Origin of the sequence: Vibrio variabilis (genome assembly GCF_003263785.1) — a bacterium.
Classification (GTDB): domain Bacteria; phylum Pseudomonadota; class Gammaproteobacteria; order Enterobacterales; family Vibrionaceae; genus Vibrio; species Vibrio variabilis.
In genome coordinates this window covers 23170-41210 of the sequence record NZ_JYJK01000097.1, presented here as the reverse complement: position 1 = coordinate 41210, position 18041 = coordinate 23170, and the positions used below count along the sequence as shown (strand labels likewise).

The 18041-nt window shown below is 45.9% G+C and carries 19 protein-coding genes; 7 read left to right on the top strand and 12 right to left on the bottom strand.

What is annotated here, in order from left to right:
- The 4 genes from TZ48_RS18480 to TZ48_RS18470 form a co-directional block, all read right to left on the bottom strand.
- Window positions 1–702 (bottom strand): acyl-homoserine-lactone synthase (locus TZ48_RS18480; protein ID WP_239670964.1); only part of this gene is annotated, 702 nt, incomplete at its 3' end.
- A gap of 233 nt (window positions 703–935) precedes the next feature.
- Window positions 936–2618, bottom strand: coding sequence for a glycoside hydrolase family 13 protein (locus TZ48_RS18475; RefSeq protein ID WP_112480218.1), 1683 nt, complete (start codon window positions 2616–2618; stop codon window positions 936–938).
- Window positions 2619–2650: 32 nt separating this feature from the next.
- Complete coding sequence (locus TZ48_RS25415) at window positions 2651–2878, bottom strand: substrate-binding domain-containing protein (protein ID WP_239670963.1); 228 nt, start codon at window positions 2876–2878, stop codon at window positions 2651–2653.
- On the bottom strand, window positions 2871–3671 hold the full coding sequence (locus TZ48_RS18470) for a LacI family DNA-binding transcriptional regulator (RefSeq protein WP_239670962.1): 801 nt from the start codon (window positions 3669–3671) through the stop codon (window positions 2871–2873). The genes TZ48_RS25415 and TZ48_RS18470 overlap by 8 nt, the downstream gene beginning before the upstream one ends.
- Window positions 3672–3988: 317 nt before the next feature.
- Here TZ48_RS18470 and TZ48_RS25410 point away from each other — a divergent pair, with 317 nt between their 5' ends.
- The 6 genes from TZ48_RS25410 (at window position 3989) to TZ48_RS18445 (ending at window position 10179) form a co-directional block, all read left to right on the top strand.
- Window positions 3989–4492: an extracellular solute-binding protein gene (locus TZ48_RS25410; protein ID WP_239670961.1), complete on the top strand. Its 504-nt coding sequence runs from the start codon at window positions 3989–3991 to the stop codon at window positions 4490–4492.
- The gene (locus TZ48_RS18465; RefSeq protein WP_239670960.1) at window positions 4417–5340 is read left to right on the top strand and encodes an ABC transporter substrate-binding protein; all 924 of its coding nucleotides are present in this window, start codon (window positions 4417–4419) and stop codon (window positions 5338–5340) included. The genes TZ48_RS25410 and TZ48_RS18465 overlap by 76 nt, the downstream gene beginning before the upstream one ends.
- A gap of 99 nt (window positions 5341–5439) precedes the next feature.
- Window positions 5440–6450 carry a carbohydrate ABC transporter permease gene (locus TZ48_RS18460; RefSeq protein ID WP_112480217.1) on the top strand — a complete coding sequence of 337 codons (1011 nt, stop codon included), beginning with the start codon at window positions 5440–5442 and terminating at the stop codon, window positions 6448–6450.
- Window positions 6450–7649 carry a carbohydrate ABC transporter permease gene (locus tag TZ48_RS18455; RefSeq protein WP_112480216.1) on the top strand — a complete coding sequence of 400 codons (1200 nt, stop codon included), beginning with the start codon at window positions 6450–6452 and terminating at the stop codon, window positions 7647–7649. Before TZ48_RS18460 ends, TZ48_RS18455 begins: the two co-directional genes overlap by 1 nt.
- Window positions 7650–7698: 49 nt before the next feature.
- Window positions 7699–8790, top strand: a complete 1092-nt coding sequence (locus TZ48_RS18450) for an ABC transporter ATP-binding protein (protein WP_112480220.1) — start codon at window positions 7699–7701, stop codon at window positions 8788–8790.
- A 138-nt stretch (window positions 8791–8928) separates the two neighbouring features.
- Window positions 8929–10179 (top strand): DEAD/DEAH box helicase, encoded by a 1251-nt coding sequence (locus TZ48_RS18445; RefSeq protein ID WP_112480215.1) that lies wholly within the window; start codon window positions 8929–8931, stop codon window positions 10177–10179.
- Window positions 10180–10292: 113 nt separating this feature from the next.
- Here TZ48_RS18445 and TZ48_RS18440 read toward each other — a convergent pair whose 3' ends face one another.
- The 8 genes from TZ48_RS18440 to TZ48_RS18410 form a co-directional block, all read right to left on the bottom strand.
- Window positions 10293–10706 (bottom strand): VF530 family protein, encoded by a 414-nt coding sequence (locus TZ48_RS18440; protein WP_162674650.1) that lies wholly within the window; start codon window positions 10704–10706, stop codon window positions 10293–10295.
- A 97-nt stretch (window positions 10707–10803) separates the two neighbouring features.
- A complete protein-coding gene (locus tag TZ48_RS18435; protein WP_112480214.1) occupies window positions 10804–11319 on the bottom strand; it encodes an RNA methyltransferase in 516 nt (171 codons plus the stop codon).
- Window positions 11320–11495: 176 nt separating this feature from the next.
- Window positions 11496–12131 carry a trimeric intracellular cation channel family protein gene (locus tag TZ48_RS18430; protein ID WP_112480213.1) on the bottom strand — a complete coding sequence of 212 codons (636 nt, stop codon included), beginning with the start codon at window positions 12129–12131 and terminating at the stop codon, window positions 11496–11498.
- Window positions 12132–12167: 36 nt separating this feature from the next.
- Window positions 12168–12305 (bottom strand): hypothetical protein, encoded by a 138-nt coding sequence (locus tag TZ48_RS24470; RefSeq protein ID WP_162674649.1) that lies wholly within the window; start codon window positions 12303–12305, stop codon window positions 12168–12170.
- A 62-nt stretch (window positions 12306–12367) separates the two neighbouring features.
- On the bottom strand, window positions 12368–13729 hold the full coding sequence (locus TZ48_RS18425; RefSeq protein ID WP_112480212.1) for a serine hydrolase domain-containing protein: 1362 nt from the start codon (window positions 13727–13729) through the stop codon (window positions 12368–12370).
- Between the two features lie 77 nt (window positions 13730–13806).
- Complete coding sequence (locus tag TZ48_RS18420; protein WP_112480211.1) at window positions 13807–14994, bottom strand: DcaP family trimeric outer membrane transporter; 1188 nt, start codon at window positions 14992–14994, stop codon at window positions 13807–13809.
- A 123-nt stretch (window positions 14995–15117) separates the two neighbouring features.
- Window positions 15118–15858, bottom strand: a complete 741-nt coding sequence (locus tag TZ48_RS18415; protein ID WP_112480210.1) for a hypothetical protein — start codon at window positions 15856–15858, stop codon at window positions 15118–15120.
- Between the two features lie 301 nt (window positions 15859–16159).
- Entirely contained in the window at window positions 16160–17128 is a 969-nt protein-coding gene (locus TZ48_RS18410) for a helix-turn-helix domain-containing protein (protein ID WP_112480209.1), read from the bottom strand.
- A 222-nt stretch (window positions 17129–17350) separates the two neighbouring features.
- On the opposite strand from TZ48_RS18410, the gene TZ48_RS18405 reads away from it, so the two are divergent.
- Entirely contained in the window at window positions 17351–17845 is a 495-nt protein-coding gene (locus TZ48_RS18405; protein ID WP_112480208.1) for a YcxB family protein, read from the top strand.
- Window positions 17846–18041: the final 196 nt, after the last annotated feature.

The window sequence follows — 18041 nt, the reverse complement described above, 5'->3', positions numbered from 1 at the left end:
CGCTAACCAGTCGTCTTTTTTGTTCCAGCGCTGGATCTTTGCAGATGAGAGTAAGGTCTTTCTACCATGTTCATCGATCTGGTAAAGAATAAAATGCTCACCTCGAGCGGATAAATCCAGCTCAGATAGCATTTCATACCAGTGCTGCTGCTTCACGAAGGTTTCCAAGTTCATTAGAGCATTGGCGTTGGAGAGTCTTAGAGGTTGATCGGAGAAGTGTGTCAGAAATTTCCTGCAGTCTGCCTCTATGTTCTTCACAAGCTCAGCGTGAAATCCGTTTTCTAATTCGGCCTTGGCTAAGACTTTCAGTTCTTCATTGAGCACTATTTTCTCAACCTGCTGAGCGTCTAGCATGAGTATGAAGCGTTGATATTCAGCCCAAAATGGCAGTAGACCGCCAAACAGTGACTGAGATTGCTGTTCAATATAGCGATAGAAATTTGGCACACCAAATAACTCAGTGTTCGTTATTAGTGTTACCATGTTTTCAGATTGATATTGGCTATCTAAATTCCCACTAGAACAAGAAGATAGCTCAGAATTAGCAAGCTGTTCACTCCTTTTATTGATAATAATCTCAAATATTTCTCGTTCACCAGTCGTTTCAATATAATTATGCACTTCACGCAATAGAGCCTCCTTATTATCGACAATAGATGGCAAGTGAGCGTGCTGTGTATCAATGATATAAAAATCAGACATGTTATTTCCTCTTTTGTGATTAACAGAGGAAAGTGTAAGAAATTGGTGGGAAATCTATTGAGAGGACGGTTTTTAATATAGCGATTGGAGGAGGAGTTTTTTCTATAAATTATGAGAGTGAATACATATTGATGTGGTATCGGCGTAAATGCATGACTAAAAAAGGTGAGCTCGCGCCGATGAAAAAAGCGAACCATACGTGGTTCGCTTATTCGTTATGTGATGTGTAGAGACTAAATCTCAACCACAAACGCTTGATACGGCTTGAGCTCTATATTGTGCATTGAGCTTAATGCGCCAGGGTAATTGTTGATCACCATTTGTTTGACACTGTGAGGGTAAGTTCTCTGAACGGTTTGAGGGGTGAAGTTCGCGATAGTGAGTAGCGATTTGCCATCGATTGAGCGAATGTAGGCGTACACTTCGCTATCTAGAGGGTCGAGTAACGTGTGGTCGCCGTACACAATCACTTTGCCAAACTCGTCGCTTTTACGTAGGGCGATGAGCTGGCGGTAATGGTGATAGATTGACGATTCATCATTTACGGCTTGCTCTGCATTGATATCGACGTAGTTCTCGTTCACAGGCAGCCAAGGTGTACCGGTTGTGAAGCCTGCATGTTCGCTACTATCCCATTGAACGGGTACTCGAGCGTGATCACGAGAAAAATCGTTCAGAAAGGCGATGGCGTCCTCATTGGATATACCGCGCTGCAACATTTTTTGGTAATGGAACTTCGCCATTAAGTCGTTAAACTCTTCAATGTTGTTGAAGTGTTTGTTGGTCATCCCGATTTCTTCACCCTGATAGATATACGGAGTACCACTCATCATATGGAGAACAGTGCCGAGCATTTTTGCGCTGATTACTCGATACTCAGGTGAATCTGAACCATAGCGAGATACGGTTCTAGGCTGGTCGTGATTGCTCCAGTAGAGGCTATTCCAGCCCTTCTGATATAAATCTTCTTGCCAGCGAGACATGATCTCCTTGTACTGAACCAGATCAAAGTCCTTTTTCACCGCGTTGTGCTCTTCACGGTCTATGCTGACGTGTTCGAACTGAAAGATCATGCTGATTTCATTGCGAGCTGGATGGGAATAGTAGCGGCCATCGAGTGTGGTAGTGAATGGTGTTTCGCCAACGGTAAGTACGTCGTAATGCTTCAGTACCTTCTCATGCATTTCTCTAAGGTATTGGTGAGCCAATAGGTTGTTTGACCAATGCTCCCAACCGGCAACACCAGAATCAAAAATAGTGGCGTCTGGAAAATCAGATGGCTTGCCAATCATGTTGATGACGTCCATTCGAAAGCCACCCAAGCCTTTTTTGAGCCAGAAGTGCATCATGTCGTAGATAGCTTCTCTGACTTCCGGGTTTGCCCAGTTTAAGTCTGGCTGTTTGTTACTAAAGAGGTGCAGGTAATATTGACCGGTTGCTTCATCTAAAGTCCATGCCTTGGGCTTGAAGAAGGACTCCCAATTGTTGGGCTCGCTGCCATCCTCTTTAGGATCTTTCCAGATGTACCAGTCGCGTTTTGGATTATCTTTGCTGCTTTTGGATTCAACGAACCAAGGGTGTTCATCAGAGGTATGATTGACCACTAAGTCCATGACAATCTTTATACCTCGTTTATCGGCCTCTTTTAAAAGTGTTTCCATGTCGGCCATGGTGCCAAACTCTGGGGCAATCTCTCTATAACCCGAGATGTCGTAGCCGTTGTCATCCATGGGCGACTTGTATACAGGACTCAGCCAAATCACGTTGACGCCTAATCCTTGGATATAGTCTAGCTTCTCGATAATGCCGGGAATGTCTCCGATACCGTCGCCATTGGCGTCATTGAAACTTCTCGGATAGATTTGATAAACCACGGCGTCATGCCACCAACGTTGCTCCAGTTGTTCCGTACTCATGGAAGTGTTCTCCTTAGCAAGTGAGGTAAGTTCTAACTGCTGCTGCGAATAATAAGCTCCGTTTCCAGCTGAATAGATTCGTAGGGTAGTTGGCCAAGCGCCATCTGCGCAGCGATTTGGCCTTTTTTTGCAATGGGTTGTTGAACGGTTGTTAGTCCGGATTCGGCGGCTTGTGGAATGCCGTCGAAGCCAACAATTCGAGTCGATAGGTTAAGCTCTTGTGATACCGCGAGCGCGGCGAGGGCGATTTTGTCACTCATGCAAAGCAGAACGTCGACTTTTTTTTGGCGCCGTTAGTGTGCCTCGTAGCATGGTTTTTAGACTGGATTCTTCCAAGTCATGGATTTGCCAAATGTTCTCATTCGGCAGTGCGATATGATTTTCTTCTAACGCTCGCTTGTAGCCTTCAAAGCGACAGCGTGAAACCGATTCTTCACTGGAGTAAAGGTTGTCAAGGTTGGCCAGTGACAGGGATGTCGACGGCTCTAGTCTGAGCCCCAAAATCAACACATTGTCACTTGGGCTGTGAATGGCGTGTTTGGCAATATCGTAACTCGCCTTGTGGTTATCAATATTGATAGATGGAATATCCGGTATTGAAAAATCGACCGCGACGACAGGCTTATGCTGCCTCAAGATCAGATCAACAATGCTGGTATCTACAGGCTTGCCGTAGACGATAAAGCTATCGGGAATCGTCTCAACTTGAGTGTTTTGGTAGTTCTCTTTGCTAGGAGGAAGCAGCAACATATTCACATGCGCTTCGTCCAACGCTTTTGAGACGCCGGCTAAAAATTCGGTCGCTACAGGGTCAGTGAAGTTGTATGCCAAGTTATCCGCCAGCAACACGCCAATCACACCCGTTTTTCCCGTGCGTAAGCTACGTGCTGTGCTGCTTGGACCTGTGTAACCAAGCTTTTCACACTCTTGCAGTATGTTCTCTCTCAGTCCCTTAGAAAGTTGGCTGGGACGATTGAAGGCATTTGAGACAGTCGCCGTTGAGACACCCAGATGCGCTGCTATCGTTTTGAGAGTGGGCTTCTTGCGCTGCATAGCAATCCCTAATAGCTATTTGGTCAATAGTGACGAACGATTTTTACTAATTCTAAAACGATTAAGAAGGATTGGAAGTGTGAGTTTTTTAGCCGCACTGAATAGTTTGATCTTTGTCATCCTATTGAAAGCTTGAGTTCATAAAACATGATCGATGGCACAAGAACTGGTTAGAAAGTGGTCGAATTGTCAATAAGGTTTTAAGGTAGTTATTACTGGCTTAACCGATTAAGTTGTTTAGTTGTATGTGCAGTAATCCGAAAAGCCAAGGACATTAAAGACAAATAAAAAGTATCTCAATACATGGAGTCTTGCTGATGAAAACCTCCCTACTTGCTAGTGCCATCGCTGTAACCCTTTCTACCTCTGCTGTTTTTGCTGCTGATCTAAAATTCGCACCAGGCGAAGATGCCCGTTTCAACTGGCAAAGCTACGAAGCGCTCAAAAACATGGATCTAAAAGGTGAAACTGTCACCATTTTTGGCCCTTGGCTAACCGAAGATAAAGAGCTTGTTGAAAGCGTCATTGCTTATTTTGAAGCCGCAACCGGCGCTAAGGTGAACTACTCAGGTTCCGATTCCTTTGAGCAGCAAATTGCCATCGATGTTCAAGCGGGGAGTGCTCCAAACATTGCCATCTTCCCACAGCCTGGACTGGCTGCGGATTTAGCCTCAAAAGGTTTTCTTACCCCGCTGGATCCAAAGATGGGGGAATGGATAAATGATAACTATGCTGCTGGCTCATCTTGGTCGATCTGGGCACGTTTGCAGATAAAGACGGTAAAGATCACTTGTATGGATTTTTCTATAAGGTCGATTTGAAGTCGTTGGTTTGGTACGTCCCAGAGAACTTTGAAGATGTGGGTTATGAAGTGCCACAAACGATGGAAGAGCTGAAAGCGTTGACTGAGCAAATCGTGGAAGATGGCGAAACACCTTGGTGTATCGGACTCGGTTCGGGCGGTGCAACGGGCTGGCCTGCAACGGATTGGGTAGAAGATATGATGCTTCGCACTCAATCGCCATCTGATTATGACAAGTGGACGACAAACGAGCTTAAGTTCAATGATCCGAAAGTCGTTGGCGCGATTGAAGAATTCGGTTGGTTTGCACGTAACGATAAGTTTGTGGATGGTGGTGCACGCGCTGTTGCAGCGACAGATTTCCGAGACTCGCCAAAAGGCCTGTTTACGTCGCCTGCTAAGTGTTATCTGCATCGTCAAGCTTCATTTATTCCAAGCTTCTTCCCTGAAGGCACTGAGCTCGGCACGGATGTCGATTTCTTCTACTTCCCGGCTTATGAGTCAAAAGATCTAGGTAAACCGGTATTGGGCGCGGGCACCATGTGGAGCATTACCAAAGATTCAAAAGCAGCGAGAGCGTTTATGGCTTTCCTACAGTCTCCAATTGCCCACGAAATTTGGATGGCACAGTCGGGATTCTTAACCCCACATAAAGGTGTCAACATCGATGCTTATGGTAACGATACGCTTAAGAAGCAAGGTGAGATTCTACTTGATGCGACGACGTTCCGCTTCGATGGTTCTGATTTGATGCCCGGTAAGATTGGTGCAGGTGCATTCTGGACAGGAATGGTCGACTACAGTGGTGGTAAATCAGCCGAAGATGTGGCTAACGATATCCAAAAAACATGGGATGCACTTAAGTAATAAGGCCCTTTAACGTGATGTCGATAGGCGCCGTAATTACAGCGTCTATCGATGTTCACATTTCACACCTTTGTTAGGCATTTATTGAGCGAGGTAGTGATGGAACAGCTTTATTCCTCTCTATTTATCATGGTGTTGGGCGTCGCTAGCTGCGTTGTCTATTTTGTTGGTAGCAACTTCCTGCTCACCGTTATTTTTCCAACCAGACATGTTTCCAATCAAACCATGGCCAAGAACCTAAGACGCGCTGCGGCGATTCGCCCGTGGTTATTCTTAGGCCCTGCACTGGCTTTCTTAGTGCTTTATCTTATCTATCCGGTTTTTGAGTCTTTGTATCTATCGCTGCATGACCGAAATGGCGATCAATTCGTTGGCGTGAGCAATTACACCTGGCTGTTTAAGGATCCTGAGTTTAGAGAGTCTCTGTTCAATAACTTGCTGTGGTTGCTTGTGGTACCGGCCGCATCAACGTTTTTCGGTCTGGTCATCGCCGCGCTTACCGACAGAGTGAGTTGGGGAAATATCGCTAAAAGTCTGGTCTTCATGCCGATGGCAATCTCCTTTATTGGTGCATCGATCATTTGGAAGTTCGTCTATGACTATCGCGCACCCGGCTCAGAGCAAATCGGCATCCTCAATGCGATTGTCGAAGCATTTGGCGGAACCGCACAGGCCTGGATAACCATTCCTTTTTGGAACAACTTTTTTTTAATGGTGATCCTGATTTGGATTCAGACTGGCTTTGCAATGGTGATTCTTGCTGCAGCACTTAGAGGTGTGCCAGAGGAAACGGTGGAAGCCGCCATTCTTGATGGTGCAAATGGTGTGCAGATCTTCTTCAAGATTTTGATCCCGCAAATATGGGGAACCATCGCCGTAGTATGGACGACGATCACCATCTTAGTACTTAAGGTTTTCGATATTGTGCTAGCAATGACAAATGGTCAATGGAGCACTCAAGTGCTTGCCAACATGATGTTTGACTGGATGTTTAGAGGCGGCGGTGACTTTGGGCGTGGTGCGGCGATTGCCGTAATCATCATGGTCGCGGTGATTCCCGTTATGGTTTGGAACATGCGTCAAGCCAGTGCGCAGATGGAGGATCGATAATGACGACTAAAGTTGCAACGCCTTCATCAACAGAGCCACAAAACGCTAAGTTTAGTATCAGCCGACTTCGTCGCTCGCCGTTGACGATTCTGGTGCATTTATCTGTATTGCTCATCGTCATCTTATGGACGCTACCGACCGCGGGTCTGCTTATTTCGTCCTTTAGAGATAAAGACCAGTTAGCGCTATCAGGCTGGTGGACGTCACTTACGGCATCAGAGCAAAATCTAGTGGCTCGTACGGATAATCCGGATACGCAAGTAAAGTCAGGGGATGTATATGTGCTGTCGGGGCAGTTACTGGTAAACGACGCACCGACAGAGATCATGGCGTTTGGTTTTTCGTCTCGAGAGCCGACTAAGTTTTTGCCAGGCGAAGTCGCAGAGATGCGTAAAGGTGCAAAACTGACAGTTAGCGACGATGGTCACTACAAGATGACCTCGCCAGAGCCTTTTACTGGTAAACGCGGCAAACGCATTTTTTACACTGCGGTTGTGCCGCCAAAGTTTGGTTTAGACAACTACCGTGAGGTATTAACGGCTGAAGGGATAGGGCGTTCGTTTATTAATTCACTGACGGTCACCATACCTGCCACCATTATACCGATCCTCATTGCAGCCTATGCGGCTTACGCTTTGTCGTGGATGAAGATGCCGGGCCGAAATCTATTGATCGCGATGGTCGTCGGCCTACTCGTGGTGCCATTGCAGATGTCATTAATCCCTCTGCTTAGGCTCTACAACGATATCGGTGCCTTCTTTGGCGTGGGGGCGAAAACCTACCTGGGAATATGGCTTGCGCACACCGGCTTTGGTTTGCCGTTGGCGATTTACTTGCTGCGCAATTATATCTCCAGCCTACCTCGAGAAATCATTGAATCGGCCAAGGTTGATGGTGCAACGGACTTTGAGATCTTCATGCGAATCGTTCTACCACTGTCGTTTCCCGCCTTAGCGTCGTTCGCCATTTTCCAGTTTCTATGGGTTTGGAATGACTTGCTCGTGGCTACGGTGTTCTTAGGTACAGGAGAAGAGCATATGGTACTGACGGCACGATTACGTGAGCTATTGGGATCGCGAGGTGGCAATTGGGAGATTTTGACTGCGTCGGCGTTCGTTTCAATCGCGGTGCCGTTATGTGTGTTCTTTGTGCTGCAACGATATTTAGTTCGTGGGCTACTTTCTGGTTCTGTTAAATAAACAGTACCTGATTCAACGATGTGACTGATTCTAAGAAGAGATGAGTGAAATGACAGGATTATCTTTAACAAACGTCAAAAAATCATACGGTGAAACTCAGGTGCTGCAAGGGATTGACCTCGATATTAAGCAAGGGGAGTTTATCGTGTTCGTTGGCCCATCGGGCTGCGGCAAATCGACACTATTGCGAATGATTGCAGGGCTTGAAGATATTACTTCTGGAGAAGTGTGTATCGAAGGCGCCAGAGTGAATGAACTGCCTGCTGCGATGCGCGGTATTGCCATGGTGTTCCAAACCTATGCGCTATATCCACATATGACCGTGTACGACAATATGGCGTTTGCAATGCGTATTGCGAAAGAGTCAAAGGACGCCATTCACGAACGAGTGATGGAAGCGGCGCGAATGCTCCAGCTTGAACCTTATTTGGATCGTTTGCCAAAAGCGCTCTCTGGTGGTCAAAGGCAGCGTGTGGCGATTGGCCGAGCAATCGTAAGGCAACCAAAGGTGTTCTTGTTTGATGAGCCATTATCTAACTTAGACGCTGCGCTGCGTGTTCAAACTCGAATCGAAATTGCCAACCTTAAAGAAGCGCTGACTGAGACAACCATGATCTATGTAACACACGATCAGGTTGAAGCCATGACATTAGCAGACCGAATTGTTGTGCTCTCTGCTGGTCGTATAGAGCAAGTGGGGACGCCGCTAGAGCTCTATACCGACCCCGCCAATGTTTTTGTTGCGCAGTTCATCGGCTCTCCAGCAATGAACATCAGCAAAGCACGAATGGAGAAAGCGGGTGAAACGTCACTGGTGACCGCAGAAAGCGGTCTTAACATTGAAGTGCCTGTACGCTCCGAGGAGTCTCTAGCAGGCACCGAGCTGCAACTTGGTATTCGTCCTGAAGATTTTCTCGTTGCCGAGCCTTCGGATGCATTGATGTCGGGTAAGGTGCTGTTTGTCGAGTCGTTGGGTGAAGTTACGTTACTTCACGTCAAAGTAGAAGGGCATGAAGAAGCCGTCGTGGCCAAGCTTCCTGGCATATTGGATTTCCACAAGGGCGAAGAAATTTATTTGAAAGCAGAGCCAGAGAAGATCCACCTGTTTAATCGCGAGGGGGTTTCGCTCAAACATTTGTAAGCCTGTTCTCTCCAAAATAAAGCTCTCGCATCCGCGAGAGCTTTTTGGTTTTAGGCTGAGAACGGAATATTGCTAACATCTTGGCGGCAAATAGCATACTATACACGCCCTTTACCCAGCACTGAGCCATTCATCGTAATGACAGATAACACACAGCAAACGACATTTGCCGAACTTGGTTTGATTCCAACCTTAGTCGAGCGCCTAGAAGCGTTAGAGTACAGCCAACCGACCCCAATTCAATCTCATACTATTCCTCATGTACTTGAAGGGAGAGATATTATTGGTGGTGCTAATACTGGTTCTGGTAAAACGGCCGCTTTTGCGTTGCCGATCCTTCAAAAGGTGTATCAACAAGAGAGCTCAGCGAGTCGTCGAGGCAACTATGTGTCGCATCTGATTTTGGTGCCAACGCGCGAACTGGCCTCACAGGTGGCTTACAATGTGAAATCTTACTCTTATCATCTTAGAGACAAGATCAAAACGGTAGCTGTGTTCGGTGGTGTATCGGTGAATCCTCAAATGCTGGCACTTCGTGGTGGTGCGGATGTGATTGTGGCAACGCCAGGTCGTCTTCTGGATCTGGTTTCCAGCAATGCGATTAAGTTAGACCAAGTAAAAACACTGGTTCTGGATGAAGCGGATAGAATGCTAAGCCTGGGGTTTACCGAAGAGCTCAACAAGATCTTAGCACTGCTGCCAGAGCAAAAGCAGACACTGCTGTTCTCTGCGACTTTCCCTGAAAAAGTGACCACCCTGGCACAAGGTCTATTGAACGACCCGATTGAAGTTCAGTTGCAAAGCGCTGAAGCCAGTACCTTGGTACAACGCGTATTCAGCGTGAACAAAGGCCAAAAGACGGCGGTACTGGCGCATTTGATTAAGCAGCACCAATGGCGTCAGACACTGATTTTCGTGAATGCGAAAAATGCCTGTAACCACTTGGCTCAAAAGTTATCAAAACGCGGTATCACTGCAGAGGTTTTCCACGGAGACAAAGGGCAAGGTGCGCGTACTCGCGTGTTGGAAGGCTTCAAATCGGGTGAAATCCAAGTGCTCATTGCAACCGATATTGCTGCACGTGGTCTAGATATCGAAAAACTGCCTGTGGTGATTAACTTTGATCTTCCACGCAGCCCTGCTGACTATATGCACCGTATCGGCCGAAGCGGCCGTGCTGGTGAGGTAGGTTTGGGCTTATCGCTGATTGATTATGATGACTATCATCACTTCAAAGTGATTGAGAAGAAAAACAAGCTGCGCCTAGAAAGGGAGCAAGTCGCAGGATTTGAAGTCGAAGACGATCAAAGTGAAGCGTACTTTGCGCCAATGAAGCCACGAGCGAAACCTGCGGGTACTGGCAAAAAGAAGAAAAAGCGCAGTCAATAGAATGAAGCGAGTGGTGGGTAGCTAGCCCGCTTTCTAATCTACCGCTTCTATCAAAACACAAAAAGCCTTACTTAACAGTGAAGTAAGGCTTTTTTCGGACATTTAGCAATGCGTTATCGACGCGGTGGACGTCCGCGTCCTGAACGTTTCTTAAATGCTGTCGCCGCTTTCGCTTGTGATTTAAGAATCGATTCAATAGTCAGTGCCATTGGCTCTTTTGGTTCAAGGCCGTGCGGGAAGGTACGTGCTCTTGGTGGAATGTTGTATTCTTCAGCGCTTGCTCTTGGCATATGCTTAAAACGGTATAGATAGAAGTTTTCTAACTTTTCTCTCGCCCAATCCGTTTTCTTAAGGTATTTCACGCTACTCGCAATCGACGGCTTAGTATTAAAGCAGTTGAAGCGCATTGCGGTGTCGAGAATGTCCCAGCCATAAAAATCCACCAACTCTTGCAACATGGTTTCAAGCTTTAGCCCGTGCAGTGGGTTGTTTTGTTGCAGTTCAATTCTTTCTTCGTCAGTCATCATTTTAAGGGTCTCACTTATCAGTGGGCGGAGTGTAGCAAACTGTGCCGCGCAGAGATATCTATAACAAGGATAGGGCAGCTATAACGAGAATAGTGATTTAAACCGTTTTCACTTTTAAGCGGTTTTTATTGTCGCGATTTGCGATGACTTGTTGGTGGTCATCGATCGTACCTAAAGTTTTTGCTAGGCGGTCATACAAAACCACGTTCACCGTCGCAGCGAGATTCATGCAGCCATTCGTCGGCACATAAACCACATGATGAGCTTTATCGACCAGTTCTTGTGGCAGGGAGCCATCCTCTGGGCCAAATACATAGATGGCTTTCTCAGGGTGTTCAAAGTGAGGCAGAGAGCTCGCACCTACAGCAAACTCAATACAAACGATTTTCACATCTTCGGCCAAGTCAGCGGTGAGATCTTCCTTTTCCACCAAAGCAATCCGTTCATGAATGTTTTGGGTATCGGTTTGAAACCGAACGGCTCGGCTATAGCGTGTACCGTTATAACGTACTTCACCCGCGTCGTAGCACCCAGCTGCGCGCATGACTGCGCCGACATTGGTTGGGCTTTTAGGGTTGTGTAGGCCGATAACGACTTTCGAGTTTGTTGTCATTGCTGTGGTACTACTTTATTGATTGGGTTGTAGAGAATTTAGTGGGGCGGATTATGGCGTTATTGATCATAAAGTGCCAGTGCTAAAAATAACGGATTAGCAGGAAATCTATGTTAGAGCCGTTGCGCTGAAACCGATTTGGGTTGCAATGACTAAATGTCGCAGTCGATGACACACTATTTTAAAACCGCCCAACTTGGCACTTGTAACTGCCTGCTGATAGATAAATGCCTTAGATAAATGATCAAGCCAATGGCAACTAACGCGCTGATATCAGACAGTGCGGGCGCAAAGTAAAGCACCGATGCATGGATAACACAACCAATTGCTACTGGTGTGGCATAAAGCTCTTTGTTGAGCAGCAAACTTGGTCTTTGTATAAGCACATCTCTTATGACGCCACCGCCAACGCCTGTCATGATACCCATTAGAATGGGGGCTATGGGCAAACCAAAATCTAGACTCCATGCTTTATCAGTTGCTTGAATAGAGAACATTGCGAGAGCAATAGAGTCGATATAGAGGTTTGCCTTGTTAACGAGTCGCTTTTCTAAAAGTGGGACGAAGAAAAACCCCAGTGTACTGCTGACAATGGCCACCCAGATAAAGTAAGTATGCTCAGCCCAGAACATTGGAACGTTCAGAATACAATCTCTTACTGTCCCTCCACCCACAGCGGTCACGATGCCTAATACGATGACGGTGAACAGATCGGCTTTCTTTTCCCTAGCAGCAAGAACGGCAGACAACGCGAAAGCGCTGATCCCTAAAATGGTAATTACGTCGATCAAAAAGTCGGTATTAGCGTACATGGTATTCTCCAACGATATGATGGCTCACTAGAGTCGTTAATTGAATAAAGAAAAGGCGGTACTTTGGTGGAGCATGGCTTCAGGCGTGGTCGCTTCGTCAGATGAGGAACTGGCTATCTCTTTGACTAAGAAGACAGCAACGACAGCGATGAGCAAAAACAAGAGAACTTTCATAGTGTCACCTTATTCAAGGAATTAGCCCCGAAACCAAGTGCTCCGGGGCTAGAAGGGGAATGTTAGTTAATTGACTGAACGATTGCTCGAGCCATAGATTCTTCTTGGTTTTCACCATCACCTGTCGCGAACCAAGCTACGACAGTATTGGTTGATGGAGAAATATAAAGACCTTGACCACCAACGCCCGCTTTATACATGTCACCTTCAGAAGTGACCGCATCCCACTGGTAGCGGTTACTGATCTTGCCAGCGTCGTCAGCGAAGTTTTTAGTCAGTTTTTTGCCCAAGTAGCCATCAGGGTATTGGGCAATGTATTTGCGGTCGTGGATCTTCGCCATGATCTCATCAGAGACGATTTGCTCACCGGCAATCTGTTTAGCACTCGGAGTGAATGCCATGCCAAAGCGCGCAAGGTCTCTTAGCGTTGAGTTCACACCCATAAAACCAAGCGTGTTGCCTGAAGGGCTAGCGATATAGTATGCATCGTGCTCGGTACCTAGCTTGCTCCAAATACGCTCTGCGAATAGTTCAGAAAGCGGTTTGTCGGTGACATGCTCGACAATTCGGTTGATCACAAACGTATTGATTGAGTTATATTCAAACTTTTGATGACCAGGTGTTTTGCGCTCCATTGAACTCAGTACGTCAACCCAAGACTCTTGACGATTACGAACATCTGGTACCATACCGACCATATCCGTAGCCGCCCAGCGGAACCAAATCTGGTCTGGGTTAGTGCGAGAATCTGGCGTCGGCTCATCGTGCTCTGTACCATTGAGGCCCGATGCCATATCCAGTGACTCTTCAACTTTTACTGTGTCCCAAACCGAGCCTTTCAACTCAGGTAGATAGTGGCTGACGGGCTTTTGAGTATCGACTTTTCCTTCTTGCTCAAGCATTGCAAGTAAGGTTGAGCCCGTTACCTTAGAAACCGACATCCAAAGGTGCTTGTCTTCAGGGCGCATGGTTTTGTATCGCTCGAAAACAATCTTTCCGTCTTTTATCACAACCATCGCATCAATGGGTTTGGTGTCGAAATGCTCATCTACGGAGATCTCTTTTTCAGAGCGATAGTTCATATATTTGACGTTGTTAATGTCAGCATTGATTGCATAAGGGAGTTCCGACACTTGTCCATCTCGTGGCACCTGTGACGTTGGGTAAAACTTTGACATGTTTACCCAAGCGAATTCGGTTTGTGCTGACGGGAACTGAATCTTTACCTTATTTTGCGGCTGATTAAAAAAACGACTGATATTATTAATATCGTCCACTGATATCGCTGTACTTAAATTCGTTTGCTCAGCTAGCGTTGGGCCGTTAGGGTTTATTTGACTCTCTGCTAAAGATGCTGCAGAAAATGAAAGCCCCAAGCTAAGCGCTATGGTGGTATACAGTTTATTTGACTTGAATGTTTTCATGTTAGTTTCCTAAATAGTGTGAATTCGTCTAGAACTCGAGTTCATTGGAAGACGAGCAAGAAGTTATAAATCTTTGATTAAAATGTGTAATCGACGGCGAAGATCACTCGGTGATTGTCGCGGTCATCTGACGTTGAACGTTCATAGATGGTGTAGTTGTACTCCAGGCCTAGAACGAGGTTTTCACGCGCAGTCCATTTGATATTGGCTAAGGCAAATTGTGTTTTAGTGAAAGTGTCACTTTGCCATTCGATTTCTTCCGCCTGCCAGACGCCATAGGCGAAGGTTGACTTCAAGGAATCGGTCCATGAATGACCTAAAGATGTCCACAGTGATTGAGATTCACGTAGGTGGAATTCCCCAGTGCTCGGCTCAAACAATGGACCCGTGTTATTCACACCGAGTACGTAGCGGTCATTGCCGTAACTGTTGTAGTAAGCAATTGAGAAGTGATCTTTAGGGTTAAACTTAATCCCACCCGAAACCTGATAGGCCCATCCGTTATCGCTAAAAGACTCGCCTGCAAACTGACCTTGGTCGACTTTGGTTGTGATGTGGTTCACCACTGCAGACGCTCTAACCCAATAGTCATCGGTGCTGTTTTGCACGCCAATGACGAAATCAGGGAATCTGGAAGTGTTATCTAAACGCGTGTCCAAATCGTGACTGTCATCTATCTGAACGCGGTTTGAGCCACTCTCAAGTGCTAGGTCGTAGCGGAAATTCCCAAAGCTCTGCGACCAACGGATCATAGGTTGGCGAGTGAATACAACGCCGCTTAGTGTCGGTTCAAGTACTGTGTCCGGAAGACGGTTCATATCCATAAGCGTTGACCAGGTTTGGCCGATTAGCAGTGACCCATTGCCTATTTGCCAATCAACGAGCGCCTCGCGCATACGCAGTTCCATGTTCCCGTTGTTGGCACCATTGAAATCGAATGAAATGAACGAGCGGATCGACTCGTTTCCTTCAAACTGGGTGTTGGTACCGAAATTTAAGCGAGTGAGCGTGCTGTCGATGTGTACACTTGGGTCTGTATTGCGACCATACAGACCATTAGGGGTATTGTTTACGCCCATCCCAGATACGTCACTATCCGCAATTAACGCACCAACGACCTTACCTGAGATGTCCACCTCTGTTCGGTCAAGGACCTCAAGCGCACTTAAAGCTGGCGAAAAACTCAATGCGAGCGCGAGCGCAGAGGTTTTAGAGAAGGTTTTGCACGTTGAGTCATGTCTTTGATGTATTGGTTTGCTTTTCATCGAAATTCTGCTTTTTGTCATCTGATGCACACAGTTAACCTCGCACCTAATTGAGACTAAGGTGCGTGGGTTATAAGGCTTATTGTTGAAACGAAGGATTTTTTCAGTGCAAGTCTGTATGAATTAAAAATAGAATTTGTAGTTTGCCCAAACGACCGTCTCGTTGATGCTTTTATCGACAAAGCTATTTTTAATCGTCGTGTTGGTGTTGGTGACTTTAATTTGGCCCCAGCGTGTTCGGTCTTTGCTGAAAGGCGTAGACATGAGAAAGTTTGTATTGAGAACAGACATGTCTACATCACCAGATAAGTAGTTGTATTCCGGATACAAACCAAAGTAAGTACCGTCGTGACCAGCGGTATAGAAAACATAGAGAGCGGCAGAGCCACCAATAGCATTTTGGTCAGATAGGCTAGCGAAAGACTTTACTTCATCCGAAAATTTGCCACCAAGAACACCCGCACGAGGAAATATATTCAACCCTTTAACGCCAGAGTTAATAGCGAGTGTCACACCTGGTGATGCAGAGGTGAACAGTGCGTTATCTAGAACATCAAGTGATGCGGCGATCTTTGGAACGGTTGTGTTTTCTGTCGTAAATACATGAAAGTATTGAAATCTGCTGTCAGTATATTTGCCATCCTTATCCATCGCAGCTTCGAGGGTAAACATGCCTTGCTGACCGTTATCGAACTTCATATCACCGGAGATTGAACCTTTCACACCACCTTGATTACTCATACCTACATAGGCCGATGTGTTGGTTTCAGTGAGATCTGAAGGATCAGGCGTTTTGTCTGCCGCCAATACTGGAGCCGACGCTGCTAGCAACGATAGAACAAGGATTGATCTTGTATTTGTCATCTATGATTCTCTAAGTTTTAGATGTGAGAGATATAAAATCCTTTTGCGTAAATTACAGCAACTATGTTGGCGTAAAGACTCCTTCCGATGAGGGTATGTTAAGAGGTCTTCAAAGAACTAAATAGGTCATTTTTGGACATTGAACAGGTCATTTTTGGACATTTGATGATGGTTTTGTCAGCGAAAAATGATGGAGTGCCTACAAGAAAGCGGCATTAGTTTTAAGCGATGGACAGGTAGAGTCGCATTGACAATAGATTGGGTGGTGAGTTAAAGCGAGAATATGAATGGTATGTAGGGATCACTCAGTTCTGGCTTTTCTTAATTGCGCTGGTGTTAAACCACACATGGCTTTGATGGCGCGGTTGTAGTTAGAAACATTATCGTATCCCATTCGATAGGCGATATTACTTACAGACTCGTCAGTATCTAAAAGTAACTGTTTACTGCGCTTAAGAATGGCGTGCTTTTTGATTTCCAAGAAAGAGGTGTCGTGATCTTTAAAGTAGCGATAGAGTGTTTTTGGTGTGACCCCAAATAAACTCGCGACCCAATCTGCGGTAAAGTGGGGTATATGGCAGTAACTCTCAGCTAAAAGTAGAATTTCGCTTATGTCTCTGGACTTCAATGCTCGGTTAGCCATAGGTTCTAGGTTTTCTACGTCAGTGAGCTCTAAGCTAAAATACGCTTGTTCGTAGCGAATTTCTGTATCCGGTAACAGGATGTCTGCGTATATTCTGCCCTGATTCTTGTTACTCATTAGACTTAAGCTCGCTGGCTTCCAGTCATTTCCAAGCCAATGACGACAAATATGAAGTAATAGGGAAACCCGAAACCACTCATTAATGTTTGAACCAGGAAAACTAGGTTTAAGTAAACCTCGGTGACACCAACTCCAAACACCAGACACCTTCTCAAGCCAGTAAGTGTTTTGACGGCTGAAGCGATGTTCATTACGCATAAGTGATTGAATAGTTTGCTTAAAGTCAAGACCGCTTTCAATAAGTCCCCATTTCCCTTCTATGACTTGCTGCGCTATGTTTTGTCCCACTATCAAGGGCATATCGTCCTCACAAAGAGGAGCGATTCGGCTTAAAAAAAGCGCTAGCTCTTTCATTGGTAGCCACGACTCGTTGATCACATCGTCACTAGGCAAGCCACAGTCTGAAGCGATCTCTCTCCAGCGTATCCCCTTACTTTCTAAGTACGGTATATAGTAAAGAAGTGTTTCCGATGAAGTGAGTATTAGGGGAGAGTGCAGTTTTCGCATGTGCTCATTCTAATCACGGTCGTGTTCGAGTGATGAAATTCTAACATGGTGTCCTACGACATAGTAGTTGGTAGCTAACAAGAGCTCGACGCCGTGGGAATCATTGATTTACACACGTGGTTTAAAATGACTAAAGAAAACGCTGTAGAAGATATACAATAACCGAGTTGCGACGTCGCAGCATTGGATACTCATTCACAGAAAGCCCCAAAGAAGCCCCATATGCCCGATAAACAAGAATTCACCGCAGAATACACCCTCAACAAAGCGTTTTTTGCTGAGTGTTACGATCAAACCAGTACTCCAACTGAATTCCCTAAATCTTACTATAAAGCCGCGCTGTTTCTTCTCTTTGGCTCGGTGTTGGTTAAGTTTGAGTTACTGCCTAACGGCTATTTGGGGTGGTTCTTTATTGTGTTGAGTTTTGTCGAGGCTTTAAGTGTTTACTTTAAAAGAGGCTGGTGGGTGTGGCGTCAGAACATTGGTTCGAGTGCTGGCAGTAAAGTGGAGCTCAAGGTTGATGCCAAAGGCGTGACGTATAAAAGTGGCAAGGTCAATAACACCATTGCCTGGAGTGATATCGACCAACTGCAACAAAGTGAGTTGGGACTCATTATTCATATAGGTAAACAGCGCCAATACGTCAGCAAATCTTGCTTAAGCGATGAAATGCTTGCCTTTATGGTCGAACAGCACGCCGCAGCCAACACGAACTAATTTTAGTGTGTGAGACCTTGATGGCTCGAAACTAAGAAGCGAACCCTGACCGGTTCGCTTTTTCTATTTTTCACTGAGACTACCAATATGCTGGTAACTTCCTGATTCCGTTCCATCCAAATAGGTAAAGTTCATACTAGTAACTGTAGTCTACGACTAATGTCTAACTGCCTGAGACTATTTGTTTTTTTTCGTT